We start from the raw sequence: 22,876 nt of genomic DNA, 5'->3' as shown, positions 1-22,876 counted from the left end.
AGGTATTATATTTATTGGTTGCTAAGGGTTTGTAATTTTTTAAGGGTCTGCAGTGCTTTCCCACTGAGGAGTGATTCTTTGGCCATTTCAAAGCCTTCTTTTGGCGCTATGCCCTTTACGGTAGCTATGGCAATACCGGCATTGGCACAAACCACATTGTTTTGTGGACTGCTTCCTTCGCCCTGTAATACTTTCATAAATACCTTTGCCGATGACTCCACGCTGTCTCCTCCCACAATATCGGAAGGGGAAATGATATCCACTCCAAAATCTGAAGGCTTTAACATACCTTCGGAGTTGTTGGTGATGGTTTTGGTGTTGCCGGTTAGGGAAATCTCATCATATCCGTCCAAGGCATGTAACACGGTAAAATTATTATCCGTCTTTTGGTAAAGATACCCATACATACGGGCTAGTTCCAAATTGAATACCCCTACCATTTGATTTTTTGGAAAAGCCGGATTCACCATTGGCCCCAGCATATTAAAAAAGGTTTTTACCGCCAACTCTTTTCGGATAGGGGCTACGTTTTTCATAGCGGGATGAAATAGGGGGGCGTGTAGTACGCAGATACCGCTCTCCGCTATACATTTCTCTAAAAACGCAGGGTCATTGCTGAATTTGATCCCTAGGTGTTCCATTACATTACTGCTGCCACATTTAGAGGAAACTCCGTAGTTACCATGTTTGGTGACATGTATCCCTGCACCTGCAGTTACAAAACTAGCCAAGGTGGAAATGTTAAACGTGTCTTTCCCATCTCCGCCTGTACCGCATAGGTCAACCGGGTTGTATTGCGATAGGTCTACCGATACACAGAGTTCCAATAGGGCGTCCCTAAAGCCTTCCAATTCCTCAATAGTGACACTTCGCATCATGTACACAGTTAAAAAGGCTGCAATCTGACTGGTGTTGTATTCGCCTTTGGCTATGTTCACCAGGACCTGTTTGGCAACTTCTTTGGGAAGTACATCGTGGTTGATTAAGCTGTTTAATATATCTTTCATTTTTTACTTTCTATTTAAGGGCTAGGACTATCTAATTTAGGGTGGGGTAGCCGTCTGTCCTACTATTATTTTATGTTTTACTCACTACTCACTACTCACTACTCACTACTCACTAGTTTCTGACCCAGTTTTTCAGGATCTCTTTTCCCTTGGGGGTCAAAACCGATTCTGGATGAAACTGTACTGCACTAACGTCATAATGGGTGTGGCGTAAAGACATTACCTGTCCATTTTCATCAAAGGAGGTAGCCACCAAGACCTCTGGAAGTTTTGGATCTACTACCCATGAATGGTAGCGTCCTACTTCTAGCTCTTTTGGTAATCCGGCAAATAAAGCATCCTCTCCAACGAGGGTGATTTTTGTGGACACCCCGTGATATACCTGATCCAAATTAACAATACTACCACCAAAGACCTCGGCAATAGCCTGTTGTCCCAAACACACGCCAAAGATACTCTTAGAAGGGGCGTATTTGGCTATGATTGGCTTTAGCAATCCGGCTTCGTCCGGAATGCCCGGACCAGGGGACAACACAATCTTCTGAAAGGCATCCACTTCCTCCAGGCTAATTTGGTCATTCCTTTTTACTACCACTTCACAGTCCAAGTCTTCCAGATAATGTACTAGATTATAAGTGAAGCTATCGTAATTGTCTATGACCAGGATGGCCCCTTTAGAATTCTCTTGGGAGGAGCTGGTGTTCTTTTTTGGTTGCTGTTTATCCATGTGTATCTAATATTGCGCTGTTTCTAATTTGTTTTGGGTCTTTCTCCGTTGGGTTTAAATAGCTTTAAAAGACAAAGGTTAAATGGTTTCTGCTATTTCCAAAGCTTTGGTTAGGGCGCCCAATTTGTTATAGGTTTCTTCCAACTCTAGGTCAGGGTTGGAGGCCGCTACCAATCCAGCCCCTGCCTGATAATGCAACTGATGGTTCTTGCTTAAGAAAGTACGGATCATGATGGCGTGATTAAAGTTTCCGTTAAAGTCCATAAATCCAATGGCTCCCCCGTAATACCCGCGATTGGTTTTTTCGTATTTTTCTATTAGTTGCATGGCCATATGTTTGGGAGCACCACTGAGAGTGCCGGCAGGAAAGGTATCTGCCACAACTTTCATAGTAGGGATGTGGTCCTTTTTTTGGCCAGTAACTTTAGATACTAAATGAATTACATGAGAGAAGAACTGTACTTCCCTATAGTTTTCTACCTGTACCATGTTCCCATTTCTACTTAGGTCGTTTCGGGCTAGGTCTACAAGCATAACATGCTCGCTATTCTCCTTGTCGTCTACTTTTAGTTTTTTGGCGAGCTCGGCATCCTGTTCGTCATTCCCGGTTCGTTTAAAGGTGCCTGCAATAGGGTGTATCTCTGCCTTGCCATCCTTTACGATTAATTGAGCCTCGGGCGAACTACCAAATATTTTAAAATCGCCATAATCAAAATAGAACAAGTAGGGCGATGGATTAATGGAACGTAGGGCGCGGTACACATTAAATTCGTCCCCCTTAAAGTTTTGCGAGAATCGCTTGGACAACACCAGTTGAAAAACATCGCCTCTACGGCAATGTTTCTGTGCCAATGCTACCTGCTCCTTGTATTCGTTGTCCTGTAGGTTCGAAATGGGATCCCCGGTCTTTCTAAAATTGTAGGAGGCAAAGTTTTTAACATTTAGCAGCTGCTCTATCTCTGCGATATTATTTTCGGATTCGTAACAGTGGGCAAAAATGTAGGCCTCGTTCTTAAAGTGATCAATGGCCACTATATTGCTATAGACCGCGTAATGAATATCTGGGATGGCAATACTATTTTCTTTTTTGGAAATACTAATATCCTCAAAGTACCTAACCGCATCGTAGGCCATGTAGCCAAAAAGCCCATTGTTTATGAACTTAAAATTGTTGTCCGATGTTTGGAAGCGTTGGCTAAATTGATGAAGTAATAACGGAATGTCCGTATCCTTGTTCACCTGGATTTCTTCAATGCTGCCATCGGGGAATTCTTGTACCAATACTTCGTTCTCTAAGGTAATGGAAGCAATGGGATTGCAGCAGATATAAGAAAAGCTATTGTCATTGGCATGGTAGTCACTACTCTCCAATAAGATACTATTTGGGAAGCGATCCCTAATTTTAAGGTAAACACTTACCGGGGTAATGGTGTCTGCGAGAATTTTTTTATGATGCGATACTAAAGGGTATGTCATTTTGTTTATTTTATTTCTGACCGTATAAACCAGGGTTTTACTTTATTTAAACGAAAAAAGGCCTGTCGTGATGACAAGCCTTTTGGTATAGATATACTACAATGGTGCTTTGCTCACGATGTTTTTCGTAAGTTAATCCACCACCAAGTATTAGTTATATTGTTCTTCATTGAGTGTCAAATATAGGAAGGAATTTTAAAAGTACAAACACAGTGTTGTGTAAAAAATAAAAAACCCCACAAATGTGAGGTTTTAAACAAATCTTATGGGTGGCTTAGAATACTAAGTCTACCACTAGATCAAATTCATCATAAATAGTCTTGTCACCTAAGTTATCGAAGAAACTTCCAGATCCGTACTTTACGTCATATAAGGAGCGGTCTACCTTTAAATTAGCAGTAGCTTTGCTTCCGTATATGGAAAGGTCAAAAGTAATAGGGTTGGTCTTTCCTTTTATGGTAAGATCTCCGGTTACCTTGTACGAGTTTTTTCCGTTTGGTGTAACTTTTGTGAAAACTAATTTAGAGGTAGGGTGAGTAGCAACACCAAAGAAATCGTCAGATTTTAAGTGGCCTTCCAATTTACCTTTGTATTCTCCTTCCAGATCATGGGAAACCAAGCTGGTCATATCTACTACAAACTCTCCTCCAGTTAACTGATCGTTATTAAATTTTAGGGATCCTTTCTTCAAATCTATAACACCATAATGGGAACCAGTTACCTTATATCCTTTCCAGGTTACGGTACTTTCAGATACCTTAACGGCTTTTTCTTCGTTTTCTACTGGGTTAGATGCGATAGCAGTAAATCCTGTTACTACTGCCAATACCAATGTCAATGCATTTTTTCTCATAATTTCAATTTTAATTTAAAGTTTATTTATATAAGTGTAATTAACTCTGCTTTAGGCTTACGCACCTTCTTCAGATGCTGGGTGCCATCTTCTGCAGACCTATAGCCAATGGCTAGCAAAACTGCAGCATTCAACCCTTTTTCGTTTAGACCTAGGATGTTGTTAATTTCCTCGCTATCAAAACCTTCCATCGGACAGCTATCTATCTTTAGATCGGCTGCCGCAGACAGTAAATTCCCTAAGGCTAGATAGGCCTGTCTAGCGGTCCAATTTTCTTTTTCCGAATCGGAAAGGGGTACTAGTTTAGATTTCATAAAATCGGCCCTCCCCTCTAAGTCCTGTAAAGGAACGTTACGCGTGGTGCTGAGGTTTTTTAAGTAATCATCTATTAATTCCTCTCCGTAAGTGACTTGATTGGCCAGCACTATTAAATGGGAGGCCTCTGTAATTTGAGCCTGACCCCATGCGGCTGGTTTTAATTTTTCCCGGATAGTCCTATCCTCTACAACAAATATTTTGTAGGGCTGTAAGCCGTAGGAGGAGGCGCTTAAGGAAGCAGCTTCCAATAAGCTTTCCAGTTTTTCTGGGGATACTTTCTTATCGGTGTCAAATTTTTTGGTGGCATATCGCCAATTTAAGATGTCTATGTAGGTACTCATTATATATAGGTATGGAAAATTAGAAATTGTTTTTAAAACTTATCCAATAACTGGTTTAACTCCTTAAGATCCTGTTTGCTTAAATCCTGTAGGATCTCTTCTTGAGCCAAAGCAATGGCTTTATCTATTTTTATTAAATCCGTTTCTCCTTTAGGAGTGATGGTTATTTCAATTTTTCGGCGGTTACTAGGACAAACAACCCTATTTACATACCCCTTAATTATCAACTTATCAATTAGTCGGGTAGTGTTACTCATCTTCGTCACCATTCTTTCATTCACCGTAGATAAATTGGCGGGTTTTCCCTTCTGTCCCCTTAAAATTCTAAGAACATTAAATTGCTGTAAGGATATCCCGTACGGTTTTATTGCCTGATTCATTACCTCATTAATTTTGTTGGATACAAGGTTAATGTGGATAATGGTCCGACTCTCTAGCGGGATAGGTTTATCTGTCTTAATTAATTTTTCTACTTTCATGTCTATACAACAATTGTATATACAAATGTACGGTCTCTTTCTGGATATTCAATATTGTTGAATAATAAAATTTTGTTAAAAGAGCAGCGTGGGTCAGTTTGGATTTGATTTTATTTTTGGGAAAGCTTCGTTTAAAATTCTATTTGGAAATTAGTAAAATCCTTATTTTTGAAAACTTAAACTAAAATGTTATGGCAGATTTATCACAAGAAGAATGGAGTGCGCAATTGGAAAGCGATCAAAATGCATTCGTATTGGATGTTAGAACACCGGAAGAGGTAGAGGAGGGGTATCTCCCTAATATGACTCATATAGATATTCATTTGGGTCAAGAGTTTATCACGGCTTTGGAGAAGTTAGATAAATCCAAAAATTACTATGTGTACTGCAGATCCGGAAATAGAAGTGGACAGGCCTGTGCCATTATGAATAAACTAGGTTTTGAGAACACCTATAATCTTCAAGGTGGCATCATGGAATGGGAAGGTGAAATTATTGAGGAGTAAGTCAATAAACCTAACCCCTAGCTAACCATTTGCCTTTCCATAAGAATCCAGTCTGTATATAAGGAGTAATGGTCCTAGTAAAACCCTCATAAAATGATGAGTGTGGCTAAATTGGATTATTTTTCTTACTTTGGATTATGCGGGAAGATCTTTTGCATTATATCTGGAAGTACCAAAAATTTGGCAACAGAAAACTTTGCACCTCCAATAATGAGCCCATCGGGGTTTTTGAAGTGGGGGTGCATAATTTTTTGGCAGGTCCAGATTTTTTTAATGCCAAAATCCAAATAGGGGAGCAGCTATGGGCGGGAACCGTAGAAATCCATATTAAATCTTCAGATTGGTACGCCCACCACCACGAGCAAGACCCCAATTATAATAACGTAATACTGCATGTGGTCTGGGAAGACGACGTACATGTTTATAGAAGTGATAATACGGCAATCCCCACCTTGGTTCTTAAGAACTTTATAGATAAGGAGTTGTTGGTAGCGTATCAGGGGTTATTCTATCAACAAGAAAAAGGTTTTCTCAATTGTGGGGAGGAGGTTACTAGACAGCCTTCCGTTGTTTGGGATAATTGGTTGGAGCGACTCTATTTTGAACGTTTGGAACGGAAATGGACCCTAGTAGACCATCTTCTAAATGAATCTAGGAACGATTGGGATAAGGTGTTTTTTATCATGATGATGAAGAATTTTGGGTTGAAAATTAACGGGGATGCCTTTTACGAGATGGCAAGGAAGTTGGATTTCTCCATCATTCGAAAAATTCAGGGCAATCTCCTGCAATTGGAAAGCACATTCTTTGGAATGGCAGGTCTATTGTCCCAAGAGGTCCATGGTTGCGACTACTTTAACCGCTTAAAAAAGGAGTTTCAGTTTTTAAAGAGTAAATTCCCACTTTTGGAGGGGCCGCTTCAGCAACCTCAATTCTTTAGGTTGAGGCCTTCTAATTTCCCTACCATAAGATTGTCCCAATTGGCCAATCTGTATTTTTTGAATAGAAATATATTTAGCAAAGTATTGGCCGCCAAATCTGTAGAGGACTTATATGGTTTGTTTGCCGTTAAGGCCAGTTCCTATTGGGATAGGCATTACACCTTTGGAAAGGAGTCCGGTGCACACCCTAAGAAATTGAGCCCAGATTTTATGGATCTATTAATCGTAAATACCGTGTTGCCAATAAAAATGGGGTACTATAAACACCTAGGGGAGGATAAGAGTGAGGAGTTGGTGCATCTCATTTCTGGGGTGAAGGCAGAGCGTAACCGTGTGATAAGTGGATTCAAGAATCTTAAGGTTTCTTTGCCTACCGCTTTGGAGAGTCAGGCTGTATTGCAACTGTACAATGAGTACTGCGTTAAAAATAAATGCCTACAATGTGTGGTGGGTCATGGATTATTGAAAGGAAAAGCCTAATTTTAGAACATGAAAATTTTTTATTCCATACTTTATTATTTTCAGAAAAGGGGGTTTGAAGTGTGCCGCCGTATTGCAGAACGCCTGGGAATTAGGACACGGGTAGTGAGAACCTCATTTATATACCTCACTTTTGTCACCCTGGGTTTTGGCTTTGCTCTTTACCTGTTTATGGCATTTTGGCTTAGGATAAAGGATTTGGTGTACACTAAAAGAACTTCCGTTTTTGATCTATAAACATGATTAGATTTTTCCGCTCCAGAATGTACTTAGCACTTAGTTTGTTGGTGCTAGTATTGTTGTTTGGAGTGTTGGGGTATAGATTTCTATCTGGCTATACCTGGGTAGATGCCTTTTATATGACAATTATTACCGTGACTACGGTAGGTTTTTCTGAGGTTAGGCCCTTGGACGTTTCTTCCAAGTTGTTCACAGTAGCATTGATTGTTTCCAGTGTATTTATCTTTGCATTTGCCATTTCGGTGATAACGGAATATCTTCTTAGTAGGAACTCACTTCAAATTTTAAAGAAGAAAAAAGTGAAAAATAAAATAGCAAGTTTATCAGGCCATGTTATCATCTGCGGATATGGTAGAAATGGGAGTCAGGCTGCAGAAAGATTAAGAGCGTATAACAGACCTTTTGTGGTTGTGGAAAAGGACCGAGAGGTTATAGAGCGGTTTGAAGATGATGTTCTATTTGTGGAAGGGGATGCTAATGATGATATATTTTTGCAACAGGCGGGCGTAAAGAGGGCTCGGTACCTAATAGCCGCTATGCCAGATGATGCTGTCAACCTTTTTGTGGTTCTCTCGGCTAGACAATTGAACAAAAATCTAATCATTATCAGTAGGGCGGCACAGATTACTTCTCAAAAGAAGCTAAGGCTTGCCGGTGCTAATAAAGTGGTGATGCCAGATAAAATAGGGGGAGATCATATGGCGTCTCTAGTGGTGATGCCCGATCTTATTACCTTTATGGACAAACTATCTATGGAAGGTGGAGATACTACCAACCTAGAGGAATTGTCCATAGATGCCATTATAGGTAAATCCAAAACCAATTCTATCCGGGATTTAGATCTTCGGAAAAAAACTGGTTGTACCATTATTGGCTATGTAGATCCTTCCGGAGCCTATATTATAAATCCCGAAGCGGATGTTAAGCTGCTTCCTGGGAGTAAGATTATTGTTTTGGGGAGACCCGAACAGATCAAAAAACTGAACGAAATGTTCCAAATTGATTGACCTTTTTTCAAACGATAAATTTTTTTGCATTGATTATTTTTATGATATTGCCCCAATAGTTTAACGAAAACCATCGAAAACTGAACCTTTTTAACCAATTATGAAAAAAAACCTAACTTTCCTTATTTCCCTATTTTCCCTTACCCTCTTTTCTCAAGAACTGATAGTAAGGGAAACGCTTTTAAATCCCTCAACCCGTATTAACGACGGAGTCATTAAAGTAGAAGTGGATGGGGGGACGCCTCCTTATCAATATAAGTGGAGCAATCAAGCAACTCCTTTAACTTCCAATCAGTCTAGTGGATTAGTAGAGGGATTGGCTTATACCGTTACTATTTCAGATGCTGGCGGACAGTCTGTTACCAAAGAGTATACCGTGCCAACCGAGGCCATTACAGAGGTGTTTAATGGTTTTATGACGCCAGCAGTGAGTGCTATGGGCTCTGTGCTTTTCTGGGATCCCTTTGCAGCCATCGGAATATATGACCCCGTAGTTTATGCAGATGAAAAACTAATAAGCATTCCAAATTGGTCTTCAGACATGGAAGGGAAGTTTATTTTAGAAGAGTGGCTTGTCCCTGAAGGGAATAAGGTTGGTAAAGGAGATAAAATTGCCATCCTCTCTCGCAATGGCAGTGAAATTGATACCATAACCTCACCTGTGGCAGGTCAATTAAAGTATCTTGCCAAGGAGGGAGGGGTAGTATATAATCCGGAAAATGTAGAGCACTTGATAGAGCAAGGAGCTCATTTTTTGGCTAGTGTTAAGTACGACGAGCCCGTTCCAATTTTGCATCCCAATGGTGATAAGCAAGAGAAGGCCATTCCGTTTATTGTGATTTGGTTGGTGATCGGTGCTTTCTTCTTTACCATTAGAATGGGCTTTATCAATTTCAGGGGCTTTAGGCATTCCATTGATTTGGCTAGGGGGAAGTATGATGACCCCGATGCACCAGGACAGGTGACCCATTTTCAGGCTTTGGCAACAGCGGTGTCCGGTACGGTAGGACTAGGGAATATTGCCGGAGTAGGAGTCGCCATTTCCTTGGGAGGCGCAGGAGCTACTTTTTGGATGATCGTTTGTGGTTTATTGGGTATGTCCTCAAAATTTGTAGAGTGTACCTTGGGAGTAAAATATAGAGGAATACTTCCAGACGGACGTGTATTTGGTGGTCCTATGAACTATTTGCGTTATGGTCTAGAAAAACGCAATATGAAAGGATTTGGGAAGGTGTTGGCCGCCCTATTTGCTATTTTAGCAGTTGGCGCCTCTTTTGGTGGGGGTAATATGTTCCAGGCCAACCAGTCTTTTGAGCAACTTTCCGGACAATTCCCAGCCTTACAGGGTATGGGCTTCTACTTTGGAATTATAACTGCCGTTCTGATAGGGGTTGTGATAATTGGAGGTATTAGCAGCATCGCAAAGGTTACCGGTAGAGTAGTCCCTATTATGGCGTCTATTTATATAATTGCTGCGTTGGCCGTTATTGTTATCAATATAGAAAATATAGGACCGGCATTCTCCGCAATAGTGGACGGTGCTTTTAGTCCGAGTGCCTTAAAAGGTGGGGTAATAGGGGTGCTGATAGTGGGCTTCCAGAGAGCAGCCTTCTCCAATGAAGCAGGAGTAGGGTCTGCAGCTATTGCACACAGTACCGCAAAGACTAATCACCCTCCGTCTGAAGGTTTTGTGGCGCTGTTAGAGCCATTTATAGATACCGTAGTGGTTTGTACGCTTACCGCTTTGGTACTTATCTTTACCGGGATGCACGAAGTGGGCGGCCTGGGAGGTGCTCAGCTGACCTCCGATGCCTTTGGGAGCGTAATCTCTTGGTTCCCCTATGTACTGGCACTTGCAGTTTTCCTATTTGCCTTTTCAACAATGATCTCCTGGTCGTATTATGGGATGAGGGCATGGACCTACCTCTTTGGAAAAAGCAAGAAGGTAGAGTTTGCCTATAAAATGCTGTTCCTGGTCTTTGTGGTAATCGGTGCCTCTGTTAGTTTGGGAGCCGTACTGGATTTTTCCGATATGATGATTTTAGCTATGTCTTTCCCAAATATTATTGGTTTGTATATTATGTCTGGTGAGGTTAAAACAGATCTCAAGGGGTATTGGACTAAGCTTAAAACCAATCAGCTTTACAAAAAACAAAAAGCTTAGATTGTTTCATACGGAAAAAAGCTAAGATTCTTACAAAAAATTCCGCTTAACGTTGCCTTAAGTGCAATGGGATAAGCGGAATTTTATGTTTAATGGGGGTTTAACTATTTTTTTTTACGATCTTGCGCCACTTAATTTAAGGACCAATTAATCGTTTTAAGTAAAGGATGGCAAAATCAACAGAATCTTGGGGATCGCGTTTAGGGTTAATTTTAGCAATGGCCGGAAATGCTGTGGGATTGGGAAATTTTTTAAGATTTCCTGTTCAAGCTGTTGAGAATGGAGGAGGTGCATTTATTATCCCTTACTTGGTCTGTTTCTTATTGATGGGGATTCCCATGTTGTTCATAGAGTGGTCTTCTGGCCGTTATGGAGGTAGGTTCGGGAATCACAGTACACCCTATATCTTGGATTCCATGGTAAAGGGAAGGGTGTTGAAATATATTGGGGTATTTGGGATTTTTACCAATTTGGCTATCGTTGCCTATTACTCCTATATAGAATCTTGGACCATGTCTTATGTGTTTCATTCCTTAAAAGGGACCTTTTCGGGTATGACACAGGCCGAGGTAGCAGGATTCTTTAACTCGTATGTAGATGTTACCCAGAGCTCTACCGGGATTCCTTATGAAGCGGTTGTTTTCTTCGTACTCTGTCTCGGCATCAATACTTTTATTCTTTCTAAAGGGATACGAGGAGTAGAGAAGGTGGCTAAAATAGGGATGCCTCTGTTAATACTATTTGGAATACTTTTGGCCATTAGAGGGTATACCTTGGGGACTAGTGGGGCTTCGGATCTTTTTCCAAATGCCAATGCTTGGGACGGACTTAACTTTTTATGGACGCCGCAGTACGATTCCTTGCTTAATCCAAAAGTGTGGTTGGCAGCAGCTGGGCAAATATTCTTTACCCTATCCGTAGGACTAGGGACCATTCATTGCTATGCCTCCTATGTTAAGAGTAAGGACGATATTGCACTTAACTCTATCACGGCAGGATTTATGAACGGTTTTGTGGAGGTGGTTGTTGGTAGTGCTATCGTTATTCCGATCGCAGCTGGTTATTTGGGGCTAGATTGGGTAATGAATAATGCCGGTTTCGGAATGGCCTTTCAAACCATGCCGTATTTGTTTCAGCAATGGGGGCCTGTCCTAGCAGCAATTGCTGGGGTGATGTGGTTTGGATTGTTGTTCTTTTCGGGAATTACAAGTTCCCTGGCAATGGGTACTCCTTGGTTGGGTTTTATGAAGGATGAGTTTGGTTGGAACAGTACAAAGGGAGCCTGGTCTTTTGGTGGCTTGGCCCTGCTGTTGGGCTTGCCTACCGTCTTCTATTTCCAGGAAGGGGTGTTTGATGATTTTGACTATTGGGCCGGTACCGTGAGTTTGGTGTTTTTTGCATTTTTCGAGGTTATTCTGTACTCATGGGTCTTTGGCATCAATAAAGGATGGGAGGAAATTAATTTGGGGGCCGATATTAAGATTCCCATTATATATAAATACATTATTAAGTATGTAACCCCCTTGTTATTGGGGTGGGTCTTTGTGGCCAGTATACCTAGTATGATTGATAAATTGACGCACCAAGATACCTTTAACAGGTCTTCCTTTGCCGATGTCTACTATGCCGAGATTTTTGATAGAGCTGGGGAAGCCGTAGGAACGGTAGAAGAGGTGGGAGACCACTATATTAAATTTTCTTTCGAAAATACCCGGAAAAGATTCGACCAAAATAAAAATATGGCCTTGTATGAGCCATTTACAGACTATAAGGAATATGTCTTCGATGAGGATCAGTATACCACCGTACTCGTAGGGGATAGGATTAAACCTGGAGATAAAATTGCGAAGGGAGACTTTGTGAATGATGTGTTTTATAGAAACATCGGTAGGTCTATATTAGTAGGTTTGTTTTTATTTATTTCAATATTAGTATATTTAGCATATAAAAAGAGAAGAAAAGAAGGGAGGGCTACCATATGAATTCATCCGCATTAACTGTTATGATAATATCGCAAGGAGTTTTTGTCCTCGTTGCACTCTATTTTTTTTATAGGGTATTAACCACGCCTCCCAAGCAGGAGCCCGACTCGTATTCCGAGAACGATGACATTGTAGAAAGGCAAAAGGAGTAAGCTGTGCGCAAAAAATCGATAAAATCCCATTTCAGTTTTAATAAACAAGAACGAAATGGGATTTTCTTTTTATTGTTCATCATTCTTTCGCTTCAAGGCTTCTTTTATGTTGGCAGTGGGTATTTCTGTGCTAGCCTTGAACCCCAGATAGAAGTAGATAACGAGCTTCAGAAGAAAATAGATCAACTTAAAATAGCATCCGCCAAACGGGACTCCATGGAGGTGTATGACTTTAATCCCAATTTTATTACGGACTATAAAGGGTATGTGTTAGGGATGTCTCCAGAAGAAATTGATAGATTGCATTCGTTTAGAGCAAACAATACTTTTGTTAATTCTGCCCGGGAATTCCAGGAGGTCACTTTAATTTCCGATTCCCTATTACAGGCCATAGCTCCTTATTTTAAGTTTCCAGAATGGACGCAATCGCCAAGGCGATCCAATTTCAAAAAAATGGGTGCCACTTCAAACAATGAAGAATTGGCGTATGCTTCCGAGTTAAAGGAGGAAGTTTCTTCAGCAGGCTTGGTTCTTAAAGACCTTAATAATGCAACCGCTGCCGATCTAAAGTTGGTGTCTGGCGTGGGAACAGTATTATCCAGTAGAATTGTGAAATTTAGAGATCGGCTGGGAGGCTTTGTGAAGGAAGAACAATTGGCACATGTTTACGGTTTGGAAGGGGAGGTGGTCCAAAGAATTTTGCAACAGTTTAAAATTGGAACTGTCCCGGAAATAGTGAAAATAAATATCAATGAGGCCCCTGCCTCCGAATTAGTGGGGTTGGTTTATTTTAATTACGATCTTGCCTATCGGATTGTTGCCTATAGAGATAGGAACGGGGCCTTCACCTCTTTCGATCAACTATTGAGTATTGAAGATTTTCCTTCCGAAAAATTAGATATAATTCAGTTATATTTGCAATTATAAAATAGTAACAGCTAATATAATGGTTATAGATACCCCTAATACAATGAGTTTCGATTTTTCTGAAACTCAGAAAATGGTAGCTGCTTCCGCAAAGGAGTTCGCTGAACAATATATAAGGCCTTTTGTAATGGAGTGGGATGAGGCGCAAACCTTTCCAGTAGAAGTGTTTAAAAAAGCGGGAGAGATGGGCTTTATGGGAGTGCTGGTTCCAGTGGAACTTGGTGGCTCCGGATTGGGGTATCACGAGTATATTAGTATTATAGAAGAAATTTCCAAAGTAGATCCCTCAATTGGGTTATCGGTAGCTGCACATAATTCTTTGTGTACCAACCATATTTTGAGCTTTGGGACGGAGGAGCAAAAACAAAAATGGATTCCCAAGTTAGCTACAGCTGAATGGATAGGGGCTTGGGGTTTAACAGAGCACAATACCGGTTCTGATGCTGGAGGAATGAACACTACCGCTGTAAAGGAGGGAGATCATTGGGTGCTTAACGGGGCTAAGAACTTTATTACCCACGGGAAAAGTGGGGATATCGCTGTGGTTATAGCCAGGACTGGTGAGAAAGGGGATAGCCGCGGAATGACCGCTTTTGCAATTGAAATGGGTACCCCTGGTTTTACTAGCGGTAAAAAGGAAGACAAATTAGGCATGCGCGCAAGTGAAACTGCTGAATTGATTTTTGACAATTGTAAGATTCCAGATGCCAATAGATTAGGGGAAGTAGGGGAAGGCTTTATTCAATCCATGAAGATACTGGATGGAGGTAGGATTTCCATAGGCGCATTGTCACTAGGCATTGCCAAAGGAGCTTATGAGGCTGCTTTGAAATATTCCAAAGAGAGAGAGCAGTTTGGTAAACCTATTAGTCAATTTCAGGGCATCTCGTTTAAACTGGCAGATATGGCAACGGAAATTGAAGCTTCAGAGTTGCTACTACATAAATCGGCCTTTCTTAAAAATGAAGGTCGCAATGTCACCAAGTTGGGCGCTATGGCAAAGATGTATGCCTCCGAAGTATGTGTTAGAGCTGCTAATGAGGCGGTTCAAATTCACGGAGGATATGGTTATACCAAGGATTATCCGGTGGAGAAATTTTACCGCGATTCTAAATTGTGTACGATTGGTGAAGGAACTACCGAAATCCAAAAAATCGTCATTGCAAGAAATATTTTAAAATAAGTGGATAATATATAGCAACCCATCCGGGAAAGGAGGGGGTTATAGCTTCTGTGTTAATTTTGTTTCTTCGCTTTCTTGGCCTATGTTAGGGTTAAAGGGCTTAGCAATAAGGCTATCCCAAGTTTAATCACTATACTTTATTATAATGAATATTAATTGGGTGTTATTGTTATTAGGGGGGTTGTTTGAAACCGGATTTGCCATTAGTTTGGGAAAAGCACAGCAAACATCGGGTAAAGAGATGTGGATGTGGCTGGGAGCTTTTGTAGTGAGCGTTAGTATTAGTATGTTCCTTCTTTTTAAAGCCATGGGCGGAGAGAAAGCGATCCCCGTTGGTACGGCTTATGCGGTATGGGGTGCGATCGGTGCCATTGGGACGGTCATAGCAGGTATACTAATGTTTAAGGAGCCAGTTACTTTTTGGCGACTGTTTTTTCTTTCCACTTTGGTTATTTCTGTAATCGGGCTTCAGGTGGTTGGAGAAGCTGCCTAAGGGTTTTCAAGATTTGTGAATGGCTTCTAGATCCATAGGTAGTTACCCATGCTGTTAGTCTTTATTGGTAATTCAATATGTGAATGTAGGGAACTGCTAGCAGGATGAAATAGGGTCAATGGAGGTTTTAAAAAGTTTTTTAAAATATTTGATGGTATTTGAAGATTAATGATATATATTTGCAGCCTTAATCACAAAAGAGAGGAGGTTATCGCCCATGTTAATAATACCAATAAAAGAAGGAGAGAATATAGATAGAGCTTTGAAGCGTTACAAGCGAAAGTTCGATAAGACCGGTAGAATGCGACAATTGAGAAAGCGTCAGCAGTACACTAAGCCATCTGTTTTAAACAGAGCGCAGAGACAGAAAGCCGCGTATATTCAACATCTTAGGGACGAAGAGGAAATATAAACCCCTATTCTGTATAAGATTTAAACGCCCTGCCAATATGGTAGGGCGTTTTTTTATTTAATGCAATTGCTGCTTCCAGCTTCTTGGTGTGGAGATTACCAGGTCGATTGGGGTCATTATTTTAATGATTAAGTTGCTGGGTGCAATGCTTCTATTGGTAGCCAATTGCTTTTAGTGGATAAAGGTTCTTGACTATGGATATTAAATACTTGGTTTTAATTTCCGTGGGAACAAACTTTTGTAACTTTGAGTCATGTCTCTTTCAGCCTTTATTTCATATTTATCCTTAGAGAAGAATTACTCTCCTCATACGGTACTTGCATATAAGAATGATGTTCTTGAGTTTTCGGACTTCGTTGTCCATCGATTTCAAATGGTGGATATCGATGAAGCTAACTATGCCTTAATACGGAGCTGGATTATAGATTTGGTAGAATCGGGGATATCCAATAGATCCGTTAACCGTAAAGTGGCCTCTTTAAAAGCCTACTATAACTTTCTTTTGAAAACAGAGCGATTGTCGGTAAACCCATTGGCAAAGCATAGGGCGTTAAAGACATCTAAAAAGGTAGAAGTGCCATTTTCCGAACAAGAAATGGAAAAAGTGCTAAGTCAGATGGTTTATGAAAATACATTTGAGGGTAAACGAAATAAGTTGATCATTGAGCTTCTGTACGCCACCGGGATAAGACGGGCAGAGCTAATAGGGCTCCGTATGCAGGATGTAAATGTATCCGAAAATACTATTAAGGTGCTGGGAAAGAGGAACAAGGAGCGTATAATCCCATTATTGGATTCGGTAAAGCAGTCTTTTTTGGTGTATAGAGAGGCTAGGGAAGAGTTGCAAACTGTACGGGACCACGCCTATGTTTTTCTTACTTCCAAGGGTAATAAAGTGTATGAAACGCTTGTGTATAGAATTGTAAATAGGTACCTTAGTGAGGTGTCTGTTAAGGTAAAAAAGAGTCCGCATATTTTGCGGCATACCTTTGCAACCCACTTGTTGAATCAGGGAGCGGATTTAAATGCAGTAAAGGAGTTATTGGGTCACTCAAGCTTGGCGTCTACCCAGGTTTATACTCATAATAGTATTGCGGAATTAAAAAAAGTATATCTCGCGCATCCTAGAAACAAGGAGTAATAGGTTAAGTATTGTTTAACGTTCAAAAAAAGTAATATATGAAAGTAAACACGCAATCGGTAAATTTTACGGCTGAAGGGAAACTATTGGACTTTATGGAGGCCAGGTTAGGTAAGCTAGAGCAGTTTTATGATAAGATCGTTAGTACGGATGTGTATCTAAAGGTAGAGAACACAAGCTCTAAAGAAAATAAAATAGTGGAAATCAAGGTATTGGTGCCACGAGATAATTTTATAGTGAAGAAACAATGTAAGACATTTGAAGAGGCAATTGATACGGCATGTAGTAGCTTAGAGCGCAAGCTGGTGAAGCGAAAAGAAAAAATTAGGCTAAATGCGTAAAAATTTTTCAAAAAATGTTTTGATTAAAAAAATAAAGGTATACATTTGCAGTCCGTTAGAAATAGCGGGCTTTTTTTTGAAAGGAAAAGAAGTAAAGGCCGATGTAGCTCAGCTGGCTAGAGCAGCTGATTTGTAATCAGCAGGTCGTGGGTTCGAGTCCCTCCATCGGCTCAATAAAAAGGCAGGAATAGAAGTTGTTTTTGCCAAGTTTTTTGAAATAATGTTTTCAGGTTTCTAGAGTGTAAAACCAGTCTAAAATAAAGTCGAAAAAAAATTTTCGATTTAGGGTTGGAAAACAAAAATAAATACTATTTTTGTCGCTCTTTTAAAAGAGGGGTTGATGAACGGCGGAAGTGAGTTCTGAAGTTTAAAGAGGGTCCGAAAGGAATTGTCTTAATCAGCCGAAGTGAAACTACTATTGTATAGTGTTCATTTGTTCTTTGGAAATTGTAATTTAATTAAGTTGGGGAGATACTCAAGCGGCCAACGAGGGCAGACTGTAAATCTGCTGACTATGTCTTCGCAGGTTCGAATCCTGCTCTCCCCACTAAAGTGATCGCTGCTAAGTTCTTGTTTTTGAACGACGCGTCACGACAAGAGTTTTTTTTGATAAAAATTCGGAACTTTCTTTTGAAATAATGAGATAAGTTTTTAGGTTTGCCTGAAAATTATAATGCGGGAGTAGCTCAGTTGGTAGAGCGTCAGCCTTCCAAGCTGAATGTCGCCGGTTCGAACCCGGTCTCCCGCTCAAGATTTTAAAAGCAGAGGCTCCTTAATTTGGGGCTTTATGCGATTGGAATAGATTCGACTGGATTAAAAATCCAGTTAAGGGGCAAAGTCTAAAAGGCTTCGTTCGGTTCATTTAACTTTGGGTTGATGGCGAGTGTAGGAAGTAAGGGGTTGCCCGGACTTCTGGTATTTTTAAAAGGCCGGTGTAGCTCAGGGGTAGAGCGCTTCCTTGGTAAGGAAGAGGTCATGAGTTCAAATCTCATCATTGGCTCAATTAAGGCATTATTTGTACACTAATATAAACTAAGAATTAAAATTAACAAACATGGCAAAGGCAACATTTGATCGTTCCAAACCGCATTTAAATATAGGTACTATTGGACATGTGGATCACGGTAAGACTACATTGACTGCAGCTATTACTACTGTATTGGCTAACGCAGGATTTTCTGAAATGAGAAGTTTCGATTCTATCGATAACGCTCCTGAAGAAAAAGAAAGAGGTATTACCATTAATACTTCACACGTAGAGTACGCAACTGCTAACCGTCACTACGCTCACGTTGACTGTCCAGGTCACGCCGATTACGTAAAGAACATGGTTACTGGTGCTGCTCAGATGGACGGTGCTATATTGGTGGTTGCTGCGACAGATGGTCCAATGCCACAGACTCGTGAGCACATCCTTCTAGGACGCCAGGTTGGTATTCCAAGAATCGTTGTTTTCTTGAATAAAGTAGACATGGTTGATGATGAGGAGTTATTGGAGTTGGTTGAAATGGAAGTAAGAGATTTGCTTTCTTTCTACGAGTACGACGGTGATAATGGACCTGTTGTTGCTGGATCTGCATTAGGTGCTTTGAACGGTGAGCAGAAGTGGGTAGACACTGTGTTGAGCTTGATGGAAGCAGTTGATAACTGGATTGAGTTGCCAACAAGAGATGTTGATAAGAACTTCTTGATGCCTGTTGAAGATGTGTTTACAATTACTGGTCGTGGAACTGTTGCTACAGGACGTATCGAAACTGGTGTTGCTAACACTGGAGATCCAGTAGAGATCATCGGAATGGGAGCTGAGAAATTGACTTCTACTATTACAGGGGTTGAGATGTTCCGTAAGATATTGGATAGAGGAGAAGCTGGTGATAACGTTGGTATCCTTTTGAGAGGTATTGAAAAGACTCAAATAAAAAGAGGAATGGTAATCTGTAAGCCAGGTTCTGTAACTCCACACGCTAAGTTTGAGGCTGAGGTTTATATCCTTAAGAAAGAAGAAGGTGGACGTCACACTCCATTCCACAATAACTACCGTCCACAGTTCTACGTGAGAACTACAGATGTTACGGGTACTATTAATCTTCCTGATGGAGTAGAAATGGTAATGCCAGGTGATAACCTTACTATCACAGTAGATCTATTGTCTCCAATTGCTTTGAACGAAGGATTGCGTTTTGCAATACGTGAAGGTGGTAGAACAGTAGGTGCAGGACAGGTTACTAAGATAATTGACTAAGTCATTATAGATTAAGGTAATTTAACATTGAGGGTGTCTTGCTAAAGCGGGATACCTTTCAATGTAAATATAAGTAGGTGACTTACTTCCTGTGTTGAGTCTTTCAAATTTGAGAGGTTTGTAGAAAGTAAGTCATCTTATAAACGGGTGTAGCTCAGTTGGTAGAGCACTGGTCTCCAAAACCAGGTGTCGGGAGTTCGAGCCTCTCCGCCCGTGCAAAGTAAAGCTAAGGGTTTTAAAGTTCTTGTTGCTTTTAGAGTAACAGGACAATACGAAGCCTGAGTTGAAATAGAGTAAGGCTTTAAGGGAAGGTAGGGGGATCTCTGCTAAGTGCCCGGAAGTCAGTTAAGAAAATAAAGACACGCTGCATGTTTACATATATATCAGAATCCATTGAGGAACTTAAGAATAATGTTTCTTTGCCTCCTAGGGCAGAATCTACCAATTTAATGGTTATAGTAGCGGTATTTTCCATTGTTTTTGCGTTGGCGACTTGGGGTGTGGATACTGTATTTGGTAGAGTAATTCAATTTTATTTCAATAACATAATCAATTAAGAGTAGCTCTATGTCTGAAGTGTTGGAAAAGAAATGGTATGTGGTAAGAGCTGTCAGTGGTCAAGAGAACAAGATTAAAGGCTATATAGAGACGGAAGTTGCCCGTTTGGGGTTTGAGGACTATTTGGAAGAGGTTTTAGTTCCTACGGAAAAAGTAGTACAGATCAGAAATGGGAAAAAAATAAATAAAGAACGCGTTTATTTCCCAGGGTATATTATGGTGAAAGCCAACCTTGGAGGTGAGATGGTTCATATTATCCGCTCTATAACCAACGTGATCGGATTTTTGGGTGAAACCAAAGGCGGAGACCCTGTTCCATTGAGAAAATCAGAGGTGAACAGGATGCTAGGTAAGGTAGATGAGTTGGCTGTAAAAACAGACAGCGTTGCCATTCCGTTCGTATTTGGGGAGACCGTAAAAGTTATCGATGGTCCATTCAATGGATTTAATGGTACCGTAGAGAAGATCAACGAAGAAAAACGCAAGCTAGAGGTGATGGTGAAGATCTTTGGAAGAAAAACACCTTTGGAGCTTAGTTATATGCAGGTAGAGAAAATCTAGCAAGCGTTAATTACCTTCAACAAACAAAGAATTAATAAGAACTGTTACATAGTTGAAAGGGGTGTTGCTTCCAATTTAACACCACTTTAAATTTAATTAGAAACAATGGCAAAAGAAGTAAGTAAAGTAGTTAAACTACAAGTTAGGGGAGGTGCTGCGAATCCGTCGCCACCGGTTGGACCCGCTTTAGGTGCTGCCGGGGTTAACATAATGGAATTCTGTAAGCAATTTAATGCGCGTACACAGGATAAAGCAGGAAAAGTTCTGCCCGTTGCGATCACGGTTTATAAAGACAAGTCGTTCGACTTTGTTGTAAAGACACCGCCAGCGGCAGTTCAATTAATGGAAGCGGCTAAGGTTAAAAAAGGATCTGGCGAGCCTAACAGAAACAAGGTGGCCAGTGTTACTTGGGATCAGGTTAAAGCAATCGCTGAGGACAAAATGGTAGATTTAAATGCCTTTACGGTAGAATCCGCAATGAGCATGGTAGCTGGTACAGCTAGATCTATGGGTTTAAAAGTAGCAGGCACGAGACCTTTTTAAAATCTTAAAAGCAATTTAGAATGGCAAAATTAACAAAGAAGCAAAAGGAAGCTCAGGGCAAGATAGATAAGAATAAGCTCTATTCTGTTGCTGAAGCTGCTGCTTTAGTAAAAGAGATAACCAATACAAATTTTGATTCATCTGTTGAATTGGCGGTGCGTTTGGGTGTAGATCCAAGAAAAGCCAATCAAATGGTACGTGGGGTGGTAACACTTCCTCATGGAACAGGTAAGGATGTTAAGGTTTTGGCATTGGTAACGCCTGATAAGGAAGCAGAGGCAAAAGAGGCTGGTGCTGACTATGTAGGTTTAGATGAGTATTTGGATAAAATTAAAGGTGGTTGGACCGATGTAGATGTAATTATCACCATGCCAAGTGTAATGGGGAAATTAGGTCCACTAGGTAGAGTTTTAGGGCCAAGAGGTCTTATGCCTAATCCAAAAACTGGTACAGTAACCATGGACGTAGCCAAGGCGGTTACGGAGGTGAAAGCTGGTAAGATAGATTTTAAAGTTGACAAAACAGGAATTGTGCACGCAGCTATTGGGAAGGTATCTTTCTCAGCAGATAAGATTGCGGATAATGCCAATGAGTTGTTGGATACCTTGTTAAAGTTAAGGCCAACGGCGGCTAAAGGGGTGTATATGAAATCAATTTATATGTCCAGTACTATGAGTCCTAGTGTTGCATTGGATCCAAAAGTAGATTAACTGTTAGTCAAAAGATTTTATTATGACAAGAGAAGAGAAAGTAAATGTTATACAGGATTTAACTGCTCAATTGGCGGAAAGCTCCACAATTTATTTGACTGACATTTCTGGATTGAATGCTGAGAAAACTTCAGCTTTAAGAAGGGCTTGTTACAAAGCAAATATTAGACTTGCAGTAGTTAAGAACACTATGCTTGCAAAAGCAATGGAGGCCTCTGAAAAGGACTTTGGTGAACTTCCGGAAGTTTTGAAGGGAAGTACCTCCGTAATGTTTTCTGAAACTGGTAACGCACCTGCAAAGTTAATCAAGAACTTTAGAAAGAAAGCCGATAAGCCTGTTTTGAAAGGGGCTTATATAGCCGAGGCAATCTATATTGGTGACGATCAATTGAATACTCTAGAGAGTATCAAGTCTAAAGAGGAAATGGTTGGCGAAATCATTGGATTGTTACAATCCCCAGCTAAGAATGTTATCTCTGGACTTAAGTCCGGTGGAGGTAAGCTTGCTGGAATTCTGAAGACGTTATCAGAAAAATAATACGTACGCACTAAAAACAATTATATTTTAAAATTTTATTAAACGATAGAAAAATGGCAGAATTAAAAGATTTCGCAGAACAATTGGTTAACCTTACAGTAAAAGAAGTAAATGAGTTAGCTGCAATATTAAAAGAGGAGTACGGTATTGAGCCTGCAGCTGCTGCAGTTGCTGTTGCTGCTGGTGGTGGAGCCGAAGGTGGTGAAGCTGCTGAGGAGCAAACTGAATTCGACGTAATTTTGAAAGCCGCTGGTGGTTCTAAATTAGCAGTTGTTAAATTGGTTAAGGAATTGACTGGTTTAGGATTGAAAGATGCTAAGGACATCGTTGATAGCGCACCTAAAGCTGTTAAGGAAGCTGTTGCTAAAGAAGAGGCTGAGGCAATTAAATCTCAATTGGAAGAAGCAGGAGCAGAAGTTGAGCTTAAATAATAGCGACAACCATAATTATTCTGGTTTAGGTCTTTCCGCTTTTTGTGGCTAGACCTAAGCCTTTTTATACATACCGTGTATAAAGGGATACACGACCCAATTAAGTATTCACGATCAAAATTT

General features: G+C 40.5%; 25 protein-coding genes and 5 tRNA genes. 24 read left to right on the top strand and 6 right to left on the bottom strand.

Annotated elements, in window-relative coordinates; all coding sequences use genetic code 11:
- Positions 1-11 precede the first annotated feature (11 nt).
- From trpD to BV214_RS08570, 6 genes are all read right to left on the bottom strand, one after another.
- The gene (gene trpD, locus BV214_RS08595; RefSeq protein WP_086477095.1) at positions 12-1,007 is read right to left on the bottom strand and encodes an anthranilate phosphoribosyltransferase; all 996 of its coding nucleotides are present in this window, start codon (positions 1,005-1,007) and stop codon (positions 12-14) included.
- A gap of 112 nt (positions 1,008-1,119) precedes the next feature.
- A complete protein-coding gene (locus BV214_RS08590) occupies positions 1,120-1,734 on the bottom strand; it encodes an anthranilate synthase component II (protein WP_086477094.1) in 615 nt (204 codons plus the stop codon).
- Between the two features lie 78 nt (positions 1,735-1,812).
- Positions 1,813-3,210 carry an anthranilate synthase component I family protein gene (locus BV214_RS08585; protein ID WP_086477093.1) on the bottom strand — a complete coding sequence of 466 codons (1,398 nt, stop codon included), beginning with the start codon at positions 3,208-3,210 and terminating at the stop codon, positions 1,813-1,815.
- 274 nt (positions 3,211-3,484) lie between these two features.
- A complete protein-coding gene (locus tag BV214_RS08580) occupies positions 3,485-4,063 on the bottom strand; it encodes a YceI family protein (protein WP_086477092.1) in 579 nt (192 codons plus the stop codon).
- Between the two features lie 26 nt (positions 4,064-4,089).
- The gene (locus BV214_RS08575) at positions 4,090-4,722 is read right to left on the bottom strand and encodes an NAD(P)H-dependent oxidoreductase (protein ID WP_086477091.1); all 633 of its coding nucleotides are present in this window, start codon (positions 4,720-4,722) and stop codon (positions 4,090-4,092) included.
- A 32-nt stretch (positions 4,723-4,754) separates the two neighbouring features.
- Positions 4,755-5,201 (bottom strand): MarR family winged helix-turn-helix transcriptional regulator, encoded by a 447-nt coding sequence (locus BV214_RS08570; RefSeq protein WP_086477090.1) that lies wholly within the window; start codon positions 5,199-5,201, stop codon positions 4,755-4,757.
- Positions 5,202-5,392: 191 nt separating this feature from the next.
- On the opposite strand from BV214_RS08570, the gene BV214_RS08565 reads away from it, so the two are divergent.
- From BV214_RS08565 to rplL, 24 genes are all read left to right on the top strand, one after another.
- On the top strand, positions 5,393-5,707 hold the full coding sequence (locus BV214_RS08565) for a rhodanese-like domain-containing protein (protein ID WP_086477089.1): 315 nt from the start codon (positions 5,393-5,395) through the stop codon (positions 5,705-5,707).
- A gap of 137 nt (positions 5,708-5,844) precedes the next feature.
- Entirely contained in the window at positions 5,845-7,128 is a 1,284-nt protein-coding gene (locus BV214_RS08560; protein ID WP_086477088.1) for a DUF2851 family protein, read from the top strand.
- A 9-nt stretch (positions 7,129-7,137) separates the two neighbouring features.
- Positions 7,138-7,365 (top strand): PspC domain-containing protein, encoded by a 228-nt coding sequence (locus BV214_RS08555; protein WP_086477087.1) that lies wholly within the window; start codon positions 7,138-7,140, stop codon positions 7,363-7,365.
- A 2-nt stretch (positions 7,366-7,367) separates the two neighbouring features.
- Positions 7,368-8,375, top strand: a complete 1,008-nt coding sequence (locus BV214_RS08550) for a potassium channel family protein (protein WP_086477086.1) — start codon at positions 7,368-7,370, stop codon at positions 8,373-8,375.
- A gap of 100 nt (positions 8,376-8,475) precedes the next feature.
- Entirely contained in the window at positions 8,476-10,539 is a 2,064-nt protein-coding gene (locus BV214_RS08545; RefSeq protein WP_086477085.1) for an amino acid carrier protein, read from the top strand.
- Between the two features lie 167 nt (positions 10,540-10,706).
- On the top strand, positions 10,707-12,521 hold the full coding sequence (locus BV214_RS08540; RefSeq protein ID WP_086477084.1) for a sodium-dependent transporter: 1,815 nt from the start codon (positions 10,707-10,709) through the stop codon (positions 12,519-12,521).
- A 155-nt stretch (positions 12,522-12,676) separates the two neighbouring features.
- The gene (locus tag BV214_RS08535) at positions 12,677-13,600 is read left to right on the top strand and encodes a ComEA family DNA-binding protein (protein WP_086477083.1); all 924 of its coding nucleotides are present in this window, start codon (positions 12,677-12,679) and stop codon (positions 13,598-13,600) included.
- A gap of 43 nt (positions 13,601-13,643) precedes the next feature.
- Positions 13,644-14,783: an acyl-CoA dehydrogenase family protein gene (locus BV214_RS08530; protein WP_086477124.1), complete on the top strand. Its 1,140-nt coding sequence runs from the start codon at positions 13,644-13,646 to the stop codon at positions 14,781-14,783.
- Between the two features lie 151 nt (positions 14,784-14,934).
- Positions 14,935-15,276: a DMT family transporter gene (locus BV214_RS08525; RefSeq protein ID WP_176328485.1), complete on the top strand. Its 342-nt coding sequence runs from the start codon at positions 14,935-14,937 to the stop codon at positions 15,274-15,276.
- A 217-nt stretch (positions 15,277-15,493) separates the two neighbouring features.
- Positions 15,494-15,688 carry a 30S ribosomal protein S21 gene (gene rpsU / locus BV214_RS08520; protein ID WP_086477081.1) on the top strand — a complete coding sequence of 65 codons (195 nt, stop codon included), beginning with the start codon at positions 15,494-15,496 and terminating at the stop codon, positions 15,686-15,688.
- Positions 15,689-15,941: 253 nt separating this feature from the next.
- A complete protein-coding gene (locus BV214_RS08515) occupies positions 15,942-16,829 on the top strand; it encodes a tyrosine-type recombinase/integrase (RefSeq protein ID WP_086477080.1) in 888 nt (295 codons plus the stop codon).
- Positions 16,830-16,867: 38 nt separating this feature from the next.
- Positions 16,868-17,170, top strand: coding sequence for a ribosome hibernation-promoting factor, HPF/YfiA family (gene hpf, locus BV214_RS08510; RefSeq protein ID WP_086477079.1), 303 nt, complete (start codon positions 16,868-16,870; stop codon positions 17,168-17,170).
- 97 nt (positions 17,171-17,267) lie between these two features.
- A tRNA-Thr gene (locus BV214_RS08505) sits at positions 17,268-17,341 on the top strand.
- A gap of 294 nt (positions 17,342-17,635) precedes the next feature.
- Positions 17,636-17,717, top strand: a tRNA-Tyr gene (locus BV214_RS08500).
- Between the two features lie 128 nt (positions 17,718-17,845).
- Positions 17,846-17,918: transfer RNA gene (locus tag BV214_RS08495), tRNA-Gly, on the top strand.
- 180 nt (positions 17,919-18,098) lie between these two features.
- Positions 18,099-18,170, top strand: a tRNA-Thr gene (locus BV214_RS08490).
- 54 nt (positions 18,171-18,224) lie between these two features.
- The gene (tuf, locus tag BV214_RS08485) at positions 18,225-19,412 is read left to right on the top strand and encodes an elongation factor Tu (protein ID WP_086477078.1); all 1,188 of its coding nucleotides are present in this window, start codon (positions 18,225-18,227) and stop codon (positions 19,410-19,412) included.
- Positions 19,413-19,555: 143 nt separating this feature from the next.
- A tRNA-Trp gene (locus BV214_RS08480) sits at positions 19,556-19,628 on the top strand.
- Between the two features lie 152 nt (positions 19,629-19,780).
- Complete coding sequence (secE, locus tag BV214_RS08475) at positions 19,781-19,969, top strand: preprotein translocase subunit SecE (RefSeq protein WP_086477077.1); 189 nt, start codon at positions 19,781-19,783, stop codon at positions 19,967-19,969.
- Between the two features lie 10 nt (positions 19,970-19,979).
- A complete protein-coding gene (nusG, locus tag BV214_RS08470) occupies positions 19,980-20,531 on the top strand; it encodes a transcription termination/antitermination protein NusG (protein WP_086477076.1) in 552 nt (183 codons plus the stop codon).
- 105 nt (positions 20,532-20,636) lie between these two features.
- Positions 20,637-21,074: a 50S ribosomal protein L11 gene (gene rplK / locus BV214_RS08465; protein WP_086477075.1), complete on the top strand. Its 438-nt coding sequence runs from the start codon at positions 20,637-20,639 to the stop codon at positions 21,072-21,074.
- Between the two features lie 20 nt (positions 21,075-21,094).
- Positions 21,095-21,784, top strand: coding sequence for a 50S ribosomal protein L1 (rplA, locus tag BV214_RS08460; RefSeq protein ID WP_086477074.1), 690 nt, complete (start codon positions 21,095-21,097; stop codon positions 21,782-21,784).
- Positions 21,785-21,806: 22 nt separating this feature from the next.
- On the top strand, positions 21,807-22,322 hold the full coding sequence (gene rplJ, locus BV214_RS08455; RefSeq protein ID WP_086477073.1) for a 50S ribosomal protein L10: 516 nt from the start codon (positions 21,807-21,809) through the stop codon (positions 22,320-22,322).
- Positions 22,323-22,375: 53 nt separating this feature from the next.
- Complete coding sequence (gene rplL, locus BV214_RS08450; RefSeq protein WP_086477072.1) at positions 22,376-22,753, top strand: 50S ribosomal protein L7/L12; 378 nt, start codon at positions 22,376-22,378, stop codon at positions 22,751-22,753.
- The last annotated feature ends 123 nt before the right edge of the window (positions 22,754-22,876 follow it).

It is taken from the genome of Arenibacter amylolyticus (assembly GCF_002150785.1).
GTDB lineage: Bacteria > Bacteroidota > Bacteroidia > Flavobacteriales > Flavobacteriaceae > Arenibacter > Arenibacter amylolyticus.
Note: the sequence above shows the minus strand (reverse complement) of the source record. Positions and strands in the feature narration are given on the sequence as shown.

Bases quoted from the DNA above. Each gene is read 5' to 3' on its own strand.
- trpD (WP_086477095.1), bottom strand. From the start codon at position 1,007: ATGAAAGATATATTAAACAGCTTAATCAACCACGATGTACTTCCCAAA.
- BV214_RS08590 (WP_086477094.1), bottom strand. From the start codon at position 1,734: ATGGATAAACAGCAACCAAAAAAGAACACCAGCTCCTCCCAAGAGAAT.
- BV214_RS08585 (WP_086477093.1), bottom strand. From the start codon at position 3,210: ATGACATACCCTTTAGTATCGCATCATAAAAAAATTCTCGCAGACACC.
- BV214_RS08580 (WP_086477092.1), bottom strand. From the start codon at position 4,063: ATGAGAAAAAATGCATTGACATTGGTATTGGCAGTAGTAACAGGATTT.
- BV214_RS08575 (WP_086477091.1), bottom strand. From the start codon at position 4,722: ATGAGTACCTACATAGACATCTTAAATTGGCGATATGCCACCAAAAAA.
- BV214_RS08570 (WP_086477090.1), bottom strand. From the start codon at position 5,201: ATGAAAGTAGAAAAATTAATTAAGACAGATAAACCTATCCCGCTAGAG.
- BV214_RS08565 (WP_086477089.1), top strand. From the start codon at position 5,393: ATGGCAGATTTATCACAAGAAGAATGGAGTGCGCAATTGGAAAGCGAT.
- BV214_RS08560 (WP_086477088.1), top strand. From the start codon at position 5,845: ATGCGGGAAGATCTTTTGCATTATATCTGGAAGTACCAAAAATTTGGC.
- BV214_RS08555 (WP_086477087.1), top strand. From the start codon at position 7,138: ATGAAAATTTTTTATTCCATACTTTATTATTTTCAGAAAAGGGGGTTT.
- BV214_RS08550 (WP_086477086.1), top strand. From the start codon at position 7,368: ATGATTAGATTTTTCCGCTCCAGAATGTACTTAGCACTTAGTTTGTTG.
- BV214_RS08545 (WP_086477085.1), top strand. From the start codon at position 8,476: ATGAAAAAAAACCTAACTTTCCTTATTTCCCTATTTTCCCTTACCCTC.
- BV214_RS08540 (WP_086477084.1), top strand. From the start codon at position 10,707: ATGGCAAAATCAACAGAATCTTGGGGATCGCGTTTAGGGTTAATTTTA.
- BV214_RS08530 (WP_086477124.1), top strand. From the start codon at position 13,644: ATGAGTTTCGATTTTTCTGAAACTCAGAAAATGGTAGCTGCTTCCGCA.
- rpsU (WP_086477081.1), top strand. From the start codon at position 15,494: ATGTTAATAATACCAATAAAAGAAGGAGAGAATATAGATAGAGCTTTG.
- BV214_RS08515 (WP_086477080.1), top strand. From the start codon at position 15,942: ATGTCTCTTTCAGCCTTTATTTCATATTTATCCTTAGAGAAGAATTAC.
- hpf (WP_086477079.1), top strand. From the start codon at position 16,868: ATGAAAGTAAACACGCAATCGGTAAATTTTACGGCTGAAGGGAAACTA.
- tuf (WP_086477078.1), top strand. From the start codon at position 18,225: ATGGCAAAGGCAACATTTGATCGTTCCAAACCGCATTTAAATATAGGT.
- secE (WP_086477077.1), top strand. From the start codon at position 19,781: ATGTTTACATATATATCAGAATCCATTGAGGAACTTAAGAATAATGTT.
- nusG (WP_086477076.1), top strand. From the start codon at position 19,980: ATGTCTGAAGTGTTGGAAAAGAAATGGTATGTGGTAAGAGCTGTCAGT.
- rplK (WP_086477075.1), top strand. From the start codon at position 20,637: ATGGCAAAAGAAGTAAGTAAAGTAGTTAAACTACAAGTTAGGGGAGGT.
- rplA (WP_086477074.1), top strand. From the start codon at position 21,095: ATGGCAAAATTAACAAAGAAGCAAAAGGAAGCTCAGGGCAAGATAGAT.
- rplJ (WP_086477073.1), top strand. From the start codon at position 21,807: ATGACAAGAGAAGAGAAAGTAAATGTTATACAGGATTTAACTGCTCAA.
- rplL (WP_086477072.1), top strand. From the start codon at position 22,376: ATGGCAGAATTAAAAGATTTCGCAGAACAATTGGTTAACCTTACAGTA.